Annotated in this window: 13 protein-coding genes; 9 read left to right on the forward strand and 4 right to left on the reverse strand. The window is 47.2% G+C overall.

Annotation, left to right across the window (positions count from 1 at the left end):
* Positions 1-28: 28 nt before the first annotated feature.
* Positions 29-598, reverse strand: a complete 570-nt coding sequence (locus Pas1_RS07930; RefSeq protein WP_112294967.1) for a cob(I)yrinic acid a,c-diamide adenosyltransferase — start codon at positions 596-598, stop codon at positions 29-31.
* 26 nt (positions 599-624) lie between these two features.
* Here Pas1_RS07930 and Pas1_RS07935 point away from each other — a divergent pair, with 26 nt between their 5' ends.
* From Pas1_RS07935 to proC, 5 genes are read left to right on the forward strand one after another with little or no spacing between them, the layout of a single operon-like run.
* The gene (locus Pas1_RS07935) at positions 625-2,130 is read left to right on the forward strand and encodes an FAD-linked oxidase C-terminal domain-containing protein (protein WP_192874771.1); all 1,506 of its coding nucleotides are present in this window, start codon (positions 625-627) and stop codon (positions 2,128-2,130) included.
* Positions 2,130-3,293 carry a glycolate oxidase subunit GlcE gene (gene glcE, locus Pas1_RS07940; protein ID WP_112208506.1) on the forward strand — a complete coding sequence of 388 codons (1,164 nt, stop codon included), beginning with the start codon at positions 2,130-2,132 and terminating at the stop codon, positions 3,291-3,293. The genes Pas1_RS07935 and glcE overlap by 1 nt, the downstream gene beginning before the upstream one ends.
* 7 nt (positions 3,294-3,300) lie before the next feature.
* On the forward strand, positions 3,301-4,578 hold the full coding sequence (gene glcF / locus Pas1_RS07945) for a glycolate oxidase subunit GlcF (protein WP_112294968.1): 1,278 nt from the start codon (positions 3,301-3,303) through the stop codon (positions 4,576-4,578).
* Positions 4,575-5,300, forward strand: coding sequence for a YggS family pyridoxal phosphate-dependent enzyme (locus Pas1_RS07950; RefSeq protein WP_112294969.1), 726 nt, complete (start codon positions 4,575-4,577; stop codon positions 5,298-5,300). Before glcF ends, Pas1_RS07950 begins: the two co-directional genes overlap by 4 nt.
* Before the next feature lie 26 nt (positions 5,301-5,326).
* Positions 5,327-6,154, forward strand: a complete 828-nt coding sequence (proC, locus tag Pas1_RS07955) for a pyrroline-5-carboxylate reductase (protein WP_112295200.1) — start codon at positions 5,327-5,329, stop codon at positions 6,152-6,154.
* On the opposite strand, the gene ubiA is transcribed toward proC, so the two are convergent.
* Genes ubiA through recG form a run of 3 tightly spaced genes read right to left on the reverse strand, consistent with a single transcriptional unit; the run spans position 6,140 to position 10,005 of the window.
* Positions 6,140-6,997, reverse strand: coding sequence for a 4-hydroxybenzoate octaprenyltransferase (gene ubiA, locus Pas1_RS07960; protein WP_112294970.1), 858 nt, complete (start codon positions 6,995-6,997; stop codon positions 6,140-6,142). The genes proC and ubiA overlap by 15 nt on opposite strands.
* The gene (locus Pas1_RS07965) at positions 6,990-7,922 is read right to left on the reverse strand and encodes a LysR substrate-binding domain-containing protein (protein WP_112205182.1); all 933 of its coding nucleotides are present in this window, start codon (positions 7,920-7,922) and stop codon (positions 6,990-6,992) included. The genes ubiA and Pas1_RS07965 overlap by 8 nt, the downstream gene beginning before the upstream one ends.
* Positions 7,923-7,932: 10 nt before the next feature.
* Positions 7,933-10,005: an ATP-dependent DNA helicase RecG gene (gene recG / locus Pas1_RS07970; protein ID WP_112295201.1), complete on the reverse strand. Its 2,073-nt coding sequence runs from the start codon at positions 10,003-10,005 to the stop codon at positions 7,933-7,935.
* A gap of 33 nt (positions 10,006-10,038) precedes the next feature.
* Between recG and queA the strand changes: the two genes are divergently transcribed.
* The 4 genes from queA (at position 10,039) to secD (ending at position 14,567) form a co-directional block, all read left to right on the forward strand.
* Positions 10,039-11,055, forward strand: coding sequence for a tRNA preQ1(34) S-adenosylmethionine ribosyltransferase-isomerase QueA (queA, locus tag Pas1_RS07975; protein ID WP_112205184.1), 1,017 nt, complete (start codon positions 10,039-10,041; stop codon positions 11,053-11,055).
* 12 nt (positions 11,056-11,067) lie between these two features.
* Positions 11,068-12,225, forward strand: a complete 1,158-nt coding sequence (tgt, locus tag Pas1_RS07980; RefSeq protein WP_112238722.1) for a tRNA guanosine(34) transglycosylase Tgt — start codon at positions 11,068-11,070, stop codon at positions 12,223-12,225.
* A 143-nt stretch (positions 12,226-12,368) separates the two neighbouring features.
* Positions 12,369-12,695, forward strand: a complete 327-nt coding sequence (gene yajC, locus Pas1_RS07985; protein WP_112205188.1) for a preprotein translocase subunit YajC — start codon at positions 12,369-12,371, stop codon at positions 12,693-12,695.
* 12 nt (positions 12,696-12,707) lie between these two features.
* Positions 12,708-14,567 (forward strand): protein translocase subunit SecD, encoded by a 1,860-nt coding sequence (secD, locus tag Pas1_RS07990; RefSeq protein ID WP_112294971.1) that lies wholly within the window; start codon positions 12,708-12,710, stop codon positions 14,565-14,567.
* Positions 14,568-14,570: the final 3 nt, after the last annotated feature.

Consider the following 14,570-nt stretch of genomic DNA (forward strand, 5'->3'; position numbering starts at 1 on the left):
AATATCGTGGCTTACGAAAGAGACTAATTTACTTAGTCTCTTTTTTTTCGTGCTTCCACAATACGTCTTTACCACCCGCCGCCTGATTCAAAACCCGGGCGAGCACAAATAGGAGGTCAGAGAGGCGATTGAGATACTGGCGTGGGGCATCATTAATTTCAACATCCCAACCCAAACGAACGACCGAGCGTTCTGCTCGACGACATACCGTCCGACAAATATGGGCCTGCGCAGCCGCCATGGTTCCGCCAGGAAGAATGAATTCTGAAAGAGGCGCTAGGGTAGCGTTATATTGGGTTAGCCAGTCATCTAAACGGGCAACTTGCTCAGACTTGAGTAAGGTGTAGTTTGGGATACAAAGCTCACCACCCAAGTCAAATAAATCATGCTGTACCTGTAACAAAAGATCCTGGAGGGCTTGCGAGGCGCTATCTGGCACAGGGGTGGCTAGCAAAACCCCAATTTCGGAGTTCAGCTCGTCCACATCACCCATCGCGCAGATCCGTAAATGGTCCTTTTCGACCCGGCTACCGTCGCCTAAGCCAGTCATCCCGGCATCACCGGTTCTAGTCGCAATTTTTGAAAGTCGGTTCCCCATGAACTCATTATAGGTAAATGGCTAAAATGGTAGCTATGAATATGGTCGCCCCACCCCCAGATCTCGCAATCATTAGCGCTTTACAGACCAAGCTGGTTAATGCTTTGCGCCCCATCTTGCCTGAAGATGGCCTTCTTTGGGAGCCTGAAGATACGATTCCCTACGAATGTGATGGCTTAGCAGCCTATCGCAGGATGCCTTTGGCGGTTGCTCTTCCAGAAACTGAGGCCCAAGTTTCTGAAATATTGAAAATTTGCCATGCTATGACCATCCCTGTTGTTCCAAGGGGGTCTGGTACCGGCCTTTCTGGTGGGGCGATGCCCATCGCCCAAGGTCTGGTCCTCTCGCTAGCGAAGCTCAAAAAGATTGTGAGTATTGATCCCTTTACTCGTACTGCAGTTGTCCAACCGGGAGTTCGTAATCTCGCGATCTCTGAAGCGGTTGCACATTTGGATTTGTATTACGCGCCCGACCCTTCGTCCCAAATTGCCTGCTCGATTGGCGGCAATGTAAATGAAAACTCAGGAGGGGTGCACTGTCTTAAGTATGGCCTGACTTTACAAAACGTATTGCGTGTTCGCGCAGTGCTCATGAATGGCGAGATCGTAGAGTTTGGTGGCTTAGCTCCAGATGCGCCTGGCCTAGATTTAATGTCAGTGATGATTGGTAGCGAAGGCATGCTCGCTGTTGTTACTGAAGTGACCGTCAAGCTCGTACCTAAACCTAAACTCGCAAGAGTCATCATGGCAAGTTTTGACGACATTGAGAAGGGTGGTAATGCTGTTGCAGCCATCATTGCCGCCGGGATTATTCCCGCGGGTTTAGAGATGATGGATAAGGCTACTACGCGTGCCGTAGAAGAATTTGTTCATGCGGGATACGACCTCGATGCAGAAGCCATCTTGCTTTGCGAATCAGACGGAACACCTGAAGAAGTCGCTGAAGAAATTGAGCGCATGACAGAGGTCCTAAAAAAATCCGGGGCCAGTGGAATTCAAATATCACGTGATGAATCAGAACGGCTAAAGTTTTGGAGTGGTAGAAAAAATGCCTTCCCTGCAGCAGGGCGTCTGGCAGCAGATTATTACTGTATGGATGGCACAATTCCTCGCCGCCATATCGCCACCCTACTTAAGCGTATTCAGGGAATGGAAAAGAAATATGGTCTTGGTTGTTTGAATGTATTTCATGCTGGCGATGGCAATATGCATCCCCTCATTTTATTTAATGGGGCCGATCAAGATGAATGGCATCGAGCCGAAGACTTTGGCTCTGAAATTTTAGAAGCCTGTGTTGAATTAGGCGGTACGATTACAGGCGAACACGGCGTAGGTATTGAGAAGATCAATACGATGTGTATCCAGTTTGGCGAAGGTGAGCGCGAATCCTTTTGGGGTGTGAAAAGCGCATTTGATCCAGATAAACTGCTTAATCCTGATAAAGCTATCCCTACCCTTAATCGCTGTGCTGAGTATGGCCGTATGCGAGTGAGTAAAGGTATCTTGCCTCATCCTGAGTTGGAGCGCTTTTAATGGGCTCATCAGATTCTCAGCAGCAGATTGATTCTTTTCGTAAACAGATCCTAGAAGCGGCAAAAACTAAAACGCCTTTATCCATCGAAGGTGGCGGTACTAAAACTTGGTATGGCAACAATAACCAGTTCGCCAAACTGAGTACTAAAAACTATAGCGGTATCCTCGACTATCAACCAGAAGAACTGGTGATCACTGCTTGCGCAGGCACACCACTTCGCGAGATTGAGCAAGTGCTAGCTGAAAAAAATCAGATGCTCGCTTTTGAACCCCCCCATTTTGGCGAGCAAGCCACTCTCGGTGGTGCAATTGCTGCAGGCTTGGCTGGTCCAGCACGAATTAGCGTGGGTAATTTGCGTGACTTTGTATTGGGTGCTCGCATCATGGATGGCAAAGGTCAAGATTTATCTTTTGGCGGTAAAGTGATGAAGAACGTTGCAGGCTATGATGTATCTCGCCTCATGCCAGGGTCCCTGGGCACTCTTGCTCTCATCTTGGAGGCCTCTGTAAAAGTCTTGCCAAAGCCAGCTGCCAGCACGAGCATTCGTTGCCAAATTACCCAGGCTGCTGCTTTGCAAAGCCTAAACAAATCTGCCGGTCAACCCTTACCCCTCTCTGCAAGTTGCTGGATTGGTGCGAACCAAGCCGATAGTTTTGGAGAGCTAACTATTCGAATGGCAGGAGCAGAAGCAGCAGTTTATGCCGCAAAAGTGTCTCTCTGCTCAAGCCTGAATGCAAAAGAATTAGATTCTCAAGAAGCCGAAACATTCTGGACCCAGTTGCGCGAGCAACAGTTGCCAGCATTTATAAATCTACAAGCAGATGAAACACTCTATCGCCTTGCTCTACCTGCAGCTTGCGGTCCGCTTGACTTAGTTAATGTGGGCAACATATCTTCTGAAATCATTTTAGAGTGGCATGGTCAAGAGCGTTGGATTAAAGGCCCTAGTGATGATGCTACTTTTGCGGCGCTCAAACAACTGGCCAATGCTCATGGTGGACATGCAATGCGTTTTCGGCAGGGCGCTAAAGTCAATCCAGCCAATCAACGCTTTACTCTACTGAGTGAACAAACCCATTCTCAAGCGCTTGAACCAATTCAGGCGAGGTTAAGAGCCAGCTTTGATCCTTCCGGTGTTTTTGCTACGAATCGCCTTCCCTAAGTAATCCATGCAAACTGAACTCGCCCCCCAATTTCAAAATACAGCTGAAGGTATAGAGGCTGCGCGTATCTTAGGTAAGTGTGTGCACTGTGGATTTTGTACAGCCACCTGTCCTACGTATCAACTCCTAGGTGATGAGTTAGATGGTCCGCGAGGTCGTATCTATCTCATTAAACAAATGGCTGAAGGGCAGGCCCCAACTGAGAAAACTCGCTTACATCTTGATCGTTGCCTAACCTGTCGTAACTGTGAGAGCACCTGTCCTAGCGGTGTTCAATACGGCAAGCTGATTGATATTGGTCGTCAATGGGCTGAAGACAATACCGCTTCACGCCCTCTTAAAGATCGCCTCACCCGCTGGGCCCTCAAAGAGGGTTTAACCAGCCCCACCTTAATGAAGACGGCAATAAAATTGGGTCGTCTGGTGCGCCCTATTTTGCCGCATAGCATGAAGCGTAAAATTCCGCATCTGAAAAATAAGGCACTTCACCCCGGTACCAATCCCCACCAAAGACCTCAGACAGAGCATGCTCGCAAAATGCTTTTGCTAGAAGGTTGCGTCCAGCCTGACATGCTGCCGAATGTGAATTCTGCAACTGCTCGGGTATTGCATGCACTGCATATTCAACTGATTAGCGCACCTAAGGCAACGTGCTGCGGCGCTCTGCGGTATCACCTCAATGATCAGGCGGGTGGCTTAGACGATGCAAAGCAAAATATTGATGCTTGGTGGCCTTTAATTGAATCCGGGGTCGAGGCAATTGTGATGACTGCCTCTGGCTGTGGTGTGATGGTCAAAGACTATGGACACCTCTTAGCTCATGACCCGATGTATGCAGCTAAAGCAAAAAGGGTTTCTGAGTTAACGAAAGATATTTCTGAAATCCTACCCACACTCCAAAATGAATTATTGGACTTAATTGGTAGCGAACAAAAACCTGGCGTGGTTTATCACCCACCCTGTACTTTGCAACATGGACAACAAATTCGTGGGCAAGTTGAAAAATTGCTGACGAGTTTAGGTGTGGGAGTACGATTGTGTGCAGATAGCCATTTATGCTGCGGCTCGGCTGGCACCTATTCGATTACGCAGCCTGAACTTTCGGAGCAACTTCGTAAACAAAAATTAATACACTTACAAACTGCCTGCGAAGAATCAGATGCTCAAATGATCGTCTCGGGAAATATTGGCTGTATTGCCCACCTTCAACAAGATCAAACTCCTGTCGTTCACTGGATTGAATTAGTCGATCAACTTCTTAGTCAACAAGCAGAGAAGAAATGACGCCAATTGCGATCCATCTTGAACAAGTTCGAAGACGGGTTCAAGATGCTGCCTTAGCCGCAAAGCGCAATGCCAGCAGCGTTACCCTGATGGCAGTCAGCAAAACCTTTCCTGCCAAAGATATTGAGCAAGCGATTGCAGCAGGTCAGAAGGTATTTGGTGAAAATTATGTGCAGGAAGCAATTGAGAAAATACAAACCTTGGCAGCTTATCGATCTGAACTTGAGTGGCACTTTATTGGCCCACTCCAAAGTAATAAAACCAAAGATGTAGCAGCTCATTTTGACTGGGTTCATAGCATTGACCGCATTAAAATTGCCGAGAGACTCTCTAGCCAACGAGGAGCACTTTCTATTTCGAAGAAGCTGCAACTTTGTGTACAGGTCAATGTTAGTAATGAAGACTCCAAAAGCGGTACTCCTTTGGATGAAGCTGAAACACTCTGTAACGCCATCGCTCAATTGCCTCACCTTACTCTGAGAGGTTTGATGGCTATTCCTGAACCTACTTCAGATCCAATGAGTCAAGCAAAAGCCTTTGGAGCGGTAGAAGATTGCTTTAAAAGAATTCAGGCGAAATACTCTAAAGAGGCTGGGTTTCAAGAATTCGACACCCTCTCGATGGGAATGTCAGACGATATGGAAGCGGCAATTGCCCATGGGAGTACGATTGTTCGCGTAGGAACTGCAATATTTGGCAAGCGAGATAAGATAAGCGCATGACGAGCAAAAATATATTCAATAGCGATATTCACATTACCTTTCTGGGCGGTGGCAATATGGGACGCGCCCTGATTGGCGGTCTTCTGAAAGTAGGTCTGCAAGCTCAGCAAATTTCAGTGATTGAAACGAATCCTGAAACAGCAAGTCAGCTTAAAAAAGACTTTGCAATCAGCGCTATTGCCTCAATTGACGCCATGGCTTTAGACGGATCTAAAAATAATATTGTAGTCATGGCCGTTAAGCCTCAAGACTTTAAAGCGGCAGCACAAGCATTGAGCGGCAGACTGCAAGCATCTGCTGCTCCTTTGATAGTGAGCATTGCTGCAGGCATTCGAACTGGCGATATGAGTCGCTGGCTAGGGCAGACTCGCTGTGTTCGAGCAATGCCCAACACCCCAGCATTAATTGGCAAGGGTATTACTGGTCTTTTTGCAGAAACTTCAGTGAGTGATGCTGACCGTAACTTAGCGGAAGTGATTTGTAACGCGCTTGGACAGACGGTTTGGGTGGACCAAGAGCAACTCTTGGATGCGGTTACTGCTTTATCTGGTAGCGGTCCTGCTTATGTGTTCGCCTTCTTAGAAGCATTGCAAGCAGGCGGGGAAAGACTCGGCTTAGATTCTGTAACGGCTCGTAAGCTAGCTTATGCAACGCTTGAAGGCGCCTCACAGCTTGCCAACCATTCTGCAGAGAATGCGAGCACCCTGCGTGAGAAGGTCACTTCAAAAGGTGGCACCACTGCCGCTGCCCTAGCAGTTCTCAAAGATTTGGAGTGGCAGGCCGCCCTGGAGAGGGCCTTGGCTGCTGCTGCAGAGCGCAGTAAAGCCATGGGTGACGAATTAGGTCAGGAATAGACCCAACACTATTCCTAGGAATAGAAATCCGCCCAACCAATTATTGTGTAGAAATGCTTTGAAGCAGTTCTCACGTGAACGAGTGGAAACCAGTTTGACGTGATACAAAGCACATAACAATGCAGCTCCCCAGCCCAGCCAAAAGTAAAGACTCAGATGGACAAGTCGCGCAACAATGATTTGGCTCAGTAGAAGTACTCCGTAACAAAAAGTAATAGCGACCACATCAAAACGGCCGAAAGTAATCGCTGAGGTCTTTATACCAATCCGAATATCATCCTCGCGGTCTACCATGGCATAAGCGGTATCGTATGCAATCGCCCAAAAAATATTACCGACAAATAAAATCCAGGCCTCTAGTGGAATGAACCCTAAGATAGCTGCATAAGCCATCGGAATACCAAAACCAAACGCAACTCCAAGCACAGCTTGCGGAATGGCGAAAAAACGTTTTGTAAATGGATAGACTGCAGCGATCAGCACTGCAAGAACGGACAGCTCTTTAGTCAGAAAATTGAGTGGCTGAATTAAAGCAAAGGCTAGTAGGGCTAAGATTATTGAAACCCAAACCGCTTCTTTGCCTGAGATCCGTCCACTCGTGACAGGACGATGCTGGGTTCTGAGAACATCTCGATCAAAATCTTGGTCTGCATAATCATTAACTGCACAACCTGCGCTACGCATGAGGAAAGTACCGATCGTGAAAATGATCAAAATCTGTAGATTCGGTAAACCACCACTTGCCAGCCACAAAGCCCACCAGGTAGGCCATAGGAGCAGAAGAGTACCAATGGGTTTATCCAGCCTAATGAGGCGTGCATAGGCTCGTAAGCGTTCAGGCATCAATAAAACTCACTCCTGAAAGATCGCAACGACGAATTGTTTTTGCAAGCTCTTGCATCACAGGAGCACGGGTATAACTTTTCCGCCAAACCAAGCAAACCCGTCTGGTGGGTGTTGGCTCCTCCAGTGGAATGTAACGAATCAAACCTTCTTCGGTTTTGGGATCATCCACTGAAGTCCTTGGTAAAACGCTGATGCCGATTCCGCCAGCAACCATTTGTCGAATGGTTTCTAGAGATGAGCCTTCGAAGCTGTGCTGCTCACCAATGGTTGAGCCACTCCCTAAACGATTGAGCTCCGGACACACTCCAAGCACATGGTCTCGAAAGCAATGTCCTGCGCCAAGTAGCAAGGTATTCTGAGCTTTTAATTCTTGATGGGCAATGGATTGACGACTTTCCCAAGCATGTCCTTTGGGTACAGCAACCAAGAATGGCTCATCATATAAATCAATGATCTCCAGACCTGAGCTCGGGAAAGGATGCGCCAGCACAGCACAATCTAGCTCTCCTTGTCGCAACATTTCTAACAAACGGGCCGTGAAGTTTTCTTCTAGAAATAAAGGGGCATTTGGTAAAGACTCTCTGGCTTCTCTCACTAGGCTAGGAAGTAAGTAAGGTGCGATGGTATAAATCGTTCCTAATCTTAGCGGGCCCGATAAAGGATCTTGGCCATGCTTTGCTAAATGCTTCAAAGTATTTGCTTCTTCTAAAACACGCTGAGCCTGCTCTACGACCAAGGCGCCTAAAGCAGTCATCGACACCTCAGAGCTGGTTCTCTCAAAAATTTGAATATTGAGCTCTTCCTCTAGCTTCTTGATAGCGACAGAGAGCGTAGGCTGAGAAACAAAGCAAGCCTCAGCTGCGCGCCCAAAATGGCGCTCACGAGCGACGGCTACGATATAACGAAGTTCAGTTAGTGTCATAAGGTAATTATCAGGCCTTTAAAAATTCGGCGCGTGAACCGAGCCATCTTGCCAATTGTATTTCCACTAAATCTGGATACTCTGCCAGTAAACGCTCCGCTGCTTGCTGAGCCAATTCTATCAACCAGGCATCTCTTTGTAGATCCACAAAGCGCAACATTGCATCTCCAGATTGCCTGGCGCCCAGCAATTCACCAGGCCCTCGCAATGATAAATCTCGCTCGGCAATGACAAACCCATCAGATACTTCTCGTAAAGTTTGTAGACGCTCTTTAGCCGCCTGAGACAGCGGCTCTGCATACATCAGAATGCAAACTGAGTCCGCTGAGCCCCTTCCCACTCGCCCTCGCAGTTGATGAATTTGAGCATAACCAAAACGCTCTGCGTGTTCAATTACCATCAAAGCAGCATTAGGGACATCTACCCCAACCTCAATCACAGTAGTGGCGACCAAGAGCTGAATTTCATTGGCTTTAAAGGCGGCCATGACGGCTGCCTTTTCATCACTCTTCATACGACCATGCACTAAACCAACTTTAAAGTTTGGTAAAGCGAGAGTAAGTTGCTCTGCGCTCTCGATTGCAGTTTGTAACTGCAAAGCTTCAGACTCTTCAATCAAAGGACATACCCAATAGGCCTGTAAGCCCTTAGCAAGCCATTCCTTGACACCATCAATGACTTCATTGCGGCGACTTGCCTTAAGAACTTTTGTTGTAATCGGTTTACGACCAGGGAGAAGTTCGTCAATCACTGAAACATCGAGATCAGCATAATAGGTCATGGCAAGCGTACGCGGAATCGGCGTTGCAGACATCATCATCTGATGGCAATAGAGTAATTCTGAGCCGATCCGTTGCTGAATTTCCATCCGCTGCCTCACCCCAAAACGATGCTGCTCATCAATTACTGCAAGGCCTAGCTTTGCAAAATGGACTGACTCTTGAATTAAGGCATGAGTACCAACGATCAGTTGCGCCTCACTGCTTTCGACTAGATCTTGTGCCAATCTTTTTTCTTTTGCTTTGAGGCTACCGGATAACCAAACCACTTTGACACCGAGTGGCTCAAACCATTCTTGCATTTTCAGAAAATGTTGTTCTGCTAAGATTTCGGTCGGGGCCATAATTGCAGCTTGGTAGCCATTGTCTATTGCTCTTGCAGCTGCTAGTGCTGCAATCACAGTCTTACCACTCCCCACATCACCCTGTAGCAATCGATTCATCGGGAAACCTCGAGAGAGGTCATGTCCAATTTCATCCCAAACTCGATCTTGTGCTGAGGTGAGCTTAAAAGGCAAAACCTTCAGTAAGCCTGATTCAATGCTCTTTTTAGAACCCGATTCCGTTGCTTTAACAATTTCTGGGGCTCGCCTTTTTTGCCGTATCGAATGCGCTCGCTTTAATGAGATCTGCTGAGCAAGTAATTCCTCAAATTGCACACGACGCCAAGCCAAGTGGGTTCGGTCTAACAAGGTTTGCGTATCTGCATCAGCTGGTGGTTGATGCAATAAGGTAATCGCAGCTTCTAAGTTAGGCCACTGATGACTGGGCAATAACTCAGCTAATAATTTGCTTGGCAAAAACTCTACAAGTAAATCGTGAATATTGGGATCCTTAAGCGCAGAAGAAATTGCCTTGCGTAGGACTGTCTGCGTCACGCCGGCACTGGCCGGATACACTGGGGTCAAACTCTTGGGTAGCGGGGCATCGGGCGCAAGCGCTCGAACGGTGGGATGTACCATCTCTGGCCCCTGAAATCCCTCACGGATTTCGCCTCGCACTCGAACATGGGCTCCGACCGCCATTTGCTTTTGCTGGCTTGGATAAAAATTGAGGAAGCGAAGTTGTAAAACCTCCCCCGCATCTTCAATCGAGACCACCAACTGCCTTCTTGGTCTAAACAAGACCTGATTACGGATCACAACACCTTGGGTTTGCACTGAACGAAAGCGGCCTAGGTCTAGAGCTTCTGCAATGCTCAAAAGCTCAGTTTCATCCTCATAGCGCATCGGAAGATGTAAAACGAGTGCCATAGGGCTATCTAAACCCATTTTTTGGAGTGCTGGAGGTACAGTCTTAGTCATGATGGTTAGAATCCAAGCTCTGATGGTAATGCTATGCAACTCTCCGACTTCAATTACGAACTCCCTGCCCGCCTAATCGCCCAAAATCCCTTGGCCGAACGGACCGCAAGCCGCCTTCTTGAAGTACAGGCTGGCAGTCTAGTCGACCGGCAATTCAAAGAGATTTTGAGCCTTCTAAAACCTGGCGATTTACTGATCATGAATGACACCAAAGTTATTCCTGCCAGACTGCATGGTAAAAAATCCACTGGCGGAGCCATAGAGCTTCTGATTGAACGTATCACTAGCAATCAGCGGGCATGGGTCCAAATACGAGCCTCCAAAGTGCCTAAGCTTGACTCGATTGTTCAAATCCACAATCGCAATGGGGAGAGCTTCGAAGCTAAGGTCGTCGCTTACGATGGTCGTTTCTTTGAAATCGAGTTCCCCGAAGCCATTCTCGATTTATTAGAGAAATTTGGCGAACTCCCACTACCTCCTTATATTGAGCATCAACCCAACCAAGTCGATGCCAATCGCTATCAGACCGTGCTTGCCAAGAATCCCGGCGCTGTAGCTGCGCCTACTGCAGGACTGCACTTTGATGAGGCCATTCTTACTGAACTCCGAGCCATGGGTATCGAACACACTAGTATTACTTTACATGTGGGTGCCGGCACCTTCTCCCCCGTGCGAGAAGAGGATTTAAGTTTGCACAAAATGCATTCAGAGTGGTACTCGATCCCCGAGACTTCTCTTGCTGCGATTGAAAAAACCCGACATGCCGGTGGACGGATCATTGCTGTTGGTACCACCAGCTTACGTACACTTGAGAGTTTTGCAATCAATCAACAACGCTCTGGTGATACCAATTTATTTATCACTCCAGGCTTCACATTCAAAATAGTGGATTGCCTCATCACCAACTTTCATCTACCTAAATCAACCCTACTCATGCTGGTCAGTGCCTTTGCTGGTATGGAGAACATCCGCCAAGCTTACCAACATGCCATTGCTCAGGAATATCGCTTCTTTAGCTATGGCGACGCGATGTTTCTCACGCGGCTTTAAAATTACGCAGACATGACAAAATCCATTCAATTCAATATATCAGCGCATGACTCTTCCAGCTTAGCCCGAGTAGGTCAACTTGACCTACCCCATGGTAGCGTGCAAACACCCATCTTCATGCCGGTAGGTACTTATGGCACTGTCAAAGCGATGACCCCACGCGATCTTGAAGAAGCGCATGCGCAAATTATTTTAGGCAACACTTTTCACCTGTGGCTCAGACCCGGTTTAGAGGTTGTTAAAAAACATGGTGGCTTGCATCGCTTTATGGCTTGGGATAAGCCGATCTTGACCGATTCGGGAGGTTTTCAGGTTTTCAGTTTAGGTGCGTTGAGAAAAATCTCTGAAGAAGGTGTTACTTTTGCTTCACCTATTAATGGCGATAAATTATTTATGTCTCCGGAAGTTTCAATGGAGATACAAGCAGTTCTCAATAGCGATATTGCGATGCAGTTCGATGAGTGCACGCCCTACGAAAGCCATGGCAAAGCCACTACTGAGAAAACAGCGCAGCAATCACTTGAACTCTCCTTACGTTGGGGTGAGCGCTCCATTCAACGCTTTAGAGAGCTGGAAACGGGTAATGGCTTATTCGGCATTGTTCAAGGCGGCATGTTTGAAAACCTGCGAGAACTTTCCCTAGCAGGGGTGAGTGAGCAAGGTTTTGATGGTATTGCCATTGGCGGCCTATCGGTTGGAGAGCCTAAACCTGAATTTGAGCGCATTCTCAACTTCACTGCGCCTAAGCTACCCGCCCACCTTCCCCACTACCTGATGGGAGTAGGCACACCAGAGGATCTCATATTGGCCGTTAGTTTAGGTATCGACATGTTTGATTGTGTGATGCCAACGCGCAATGCGCGCAACGGCTGGCTATTTACCCGCTTTGGCGATCTGAAGTTACGTAACTCTGGCTATAAGGATGATGATCGTCCTCTAGATCCAAGCTGTGCTTGTTATACCTGCAAGCATTTCACCCGCTCCTATTTGAATCACCTCCAAAAAGCCAATGAAATTCTTGGCTCACAGCTCAATACGATCCACAACCTGTCTTACTACCTGCAGCTCATGACCGAAGTGCGCGAAGCCATTAGCCAAGCTCGTTTCCAGGCCTATCGTGAAGAATTTCACCGTAATCGCCAGCGCGGTGTAGAGCCAGGACAAGACTAGCCCTACTCCGAGCCCCCCTTTCCCCCTCATATCAGGGTTTTATCTGCCCCAGAGCACCCTTACAGTTTAGAATTGCGGGTTTACGGCTTTAGTTAAAAAGCCCAAAAAGCATCAGTTTTTATTTCGTCTTTTACGGAGGTTTTATGTGGATTAGCAATGCTTATGCCCAAGCTGCAGCTGGGGGTTCTGAATCTGGTGGCTTAATGAGCTTCCTTCCCTTGATTTTGATGTTTGTTGTTTTGTACTTCATCATGATCCGCCCTCAAATGAAGCGTCAAAAAGAAACCAAAGCGATGCTTGAAGCTTTGGCTGTTGGCGATGAAGTAGTTACCGTTGGTGGCATCGTAGGTAAAGTAACAGCACTGAAAGATCAATTTATCAGTGTTGAAATTGCCACTGGGACTGAAGTCCAAATGCAAAAAGGTGCAATCACTACCGTCTTGCCAAAAGGCACACTCAAGTCTGCTTAATACTGCCTCACTATGAATCGCTATCCTCTCTGGAAATATATTGTCATCGTCGCTGCATTACTCATCGGCGCGCTATATTCAATACCGAATTTTTTCGGGGAGGCTCCAGCGGTTCAAGTCTCATCAGCTAAACCCACTATCAAGGTAGATTTAGCAACAGAGTCTAGAGTTGAAAATATTCTGAGTAATGCAAGTATTAATAGCACCGGCATCTTCTTCGAGAATGCCAATAACGTTGGGTCAATCAAAATTCGTTTTGCAGATACTGATACCCAATTACGCGCTCGCGACCTACTGCAACAAAAACTCAATAGCGATCAAAATGATCCTAGTTTCACTGTTGCTTTAAATCTTTTATCTAATACTCCAGATTGGTTAAATGCCATCAATGCCCTACCAATGCCACTGGGTCTAGATTTACGGGGTGGCGTCTACTTTCTATTGCAAGTGGATATGAAGGGTGCAGTACAAAAGAAAATTACTTCATTAGCAGGTGATATTCGGGGTCAATTGCGCGATAAGAATATTCGCCATCAAGGTATTGATCGTGGGCCTGAATCAGTCACGATTAACTTTAGCAACCGAGATGATGCAGACGCAGCTCGCTCTCTTTTATTAAGCACTGAGCCTGAGCTAGATTGGCAAATTAAAGCTGTTGGCGGTGGCGCTCAATTACTTGGTGAGTTCAAGCCCAGTGCATTAAAAGCCGTCCAAGATAATGCGGTAAAACAGAACATCATTACCCTCAATAAGCGAGTAAACGAATTAGCCGTAAAAGAGCCCCTCATTCAACAACAGGGTGCCGAGCGCATTGTGGTTCAACTCCCTGGTGTGCAAGATACTGCGAGAGCCAAGGACATCATAGGTCGTACCGCAACCTTAGAATCTCGCTTGGCCGATCCTATTACACCTTCCATTAGTCTAGGTGAAGCAGCTCCCCCAGGTATGGATGTCTTCCGCTTTGGCGAAAATCGTTATGGTGTATTTAAGAAGTCTGTCATCTTTAGTGGCGAAAGTATTACCGATGCGAGTGCAGGCTTTGATCAAAATCAACGTCCAGCTGTCAATATCTCACTGGATGCTACTGGCGGTCGAGTCATGCAAGAAGTGACCCGAGAAAATATTGGCAAGCCAATGGGCATGATTTTGTTTGAAAAAGGTAAAGGTGAGGTACTTACCATCGCCACAATTCAAGGGGAGTTTGGCTCCAAGTTTCAGATTACGGGGCAACCCACTACTGCTAGTGCAAATGATTTAGCGCTCTTGCTTCGTGCTGGTTCCTTAGCCGCTCCAATGGAAATCATTGAAGAGCGCACGATTGGACCTAGCCTTGGTGCTGAAAATATTGAGAAGGGTTTTAAATCCCTACTCATTGGATTTACTGCCATTGCTATTTTTATGATGGCTTACTACTTACTGTTCGGCACTTTCTCAGTACTGGCATTGGGGGTTAACCTACTGCTCCTCATTTCTGTACTGTCGATGCTGCAAGCAACCCTCACCCTACCTGGCATTGCCGCTATGGCACTGGCTTTGGGTATGGCGATTGACTCAAACGTATTGATCAATGAACGTATCCGTGAAGAGTTACGCAATGGCACCGCACCTCAAACTGCGATCGCCTTAGGATTTGATAAGGCCTGGGCAACGATTTTGGACTCTAACGTCACTACTTTAATTGCTGGTCTCGCCCTACTGGCTTTTGGCTCAGGCCCCATCAAAGGTTTTGCGATTGTGCATTGCTTGGGTATTTTGACCTCGATGTTCTCTGCGGTTTTCTTCTCACGTGGGATTGTTAACCTTTGGTACGGTAGAAATAAAAAGGTTCAGAAACTCGCCATCGGCCAAGTTTGGCATCCAAAGGAGAAATAAGCC

This window comes from Polynucleobacter paneuropaeus (assembly GCF_003261235.1).
Lineage (GTDB): Bacteria > Pseudomonadota > Gammaproteobacteria > Burkholderiales > Burkholderiaceae > Polynucleobacter > Polynucleobacter paneuropaeus.

What these genes read in the sequence shown, in the direction of transcription:
- secD (WP_112294971.1), top strand. Translation starts at nt 12,708, where the DNA reads ATGAATCGCTATCCTCTCTGGAAATATATTGTCATCGTCGCTGCATTA.
- Pas1_RS07930 (WP_112294967.1), bottom strand. Translation starts at nt 598, where the DNA reads ATGGGGAACCGACTTTCAAAAATTGCGACTAGAACCGGTGATGCCGGG.
- queA (WP_112205184.1), top strand. Translation starts at nt 10,039, where the DNA reads ATGCAACTCTCCGACTTCAATTACGAACTCCCTGCCCGCCTAATCGCC.
- yajC (WP_112205188.1), top strand. Translation starts at nt 12,369, where the DNA reads ATGTGGATTAGCAATGCTTATGCCCAAGCTGCAGCTGGGGGTTCTGAA.
- tgt (WP_112238722.1), top strand. Translation starts at nt 11,068, where the DNA reads ATGACAAAATCCATTCAATTCAATATATCAGCGCATGACTCTTCCAGC.
- Pas1_RS07935 (WP_192874771.1), top strand. Translation starts at nt 625, where the DNA reads ATGGTAGCTATGAATATGGTCGCCCCACCCCCAGATCTCGCAATCATT.
- glcF (WP_112294968.1), top strand. Translation starts at nt 3,301, where the DNA reads ATGCAAACTGAACTCGCCCCCCAATTTCAAAATACAGCTGAAGGTATA.
- Pas1_RS07950 (WP_112294969.1), top strand. Translation starts at nt 4,575, where the DNA reads ATGACGCCAATTGCGATCCATCTTGAACAAGTTCGAAGACGGGTTCAA.
- Pas1_RS07965 (WP_112205182.1), bottom strand. Translation starts at nt 7,922, where the DNA reads ATGACACTAACTGAACTTCGTTATATCGTAGCCGTCGCTCGTGAGCGC.
- glcE (WP_112208506.1), top strand. Translation starts at nt 2,130, where the DNA reads ATGGGCTCATCAGATTCTCAGCAGCAGATTGATTCTTTTCGTAAACAG.
- recG (WP_112295201.1), bottom strand. Translation starts at nt 10,005, where the DNA reads ATGACTAAGACTGTACCTCCAGCACTCCAAAAAATGGGTTTAGATAGC.
- ubiA (WP_112294970.1), bottom strand. Translation starts at nt 6,997, where the DNA reads ATGCCTGAACGCTTACGAGCCTATGCACGCCTCATTAGGCTGGATAAA.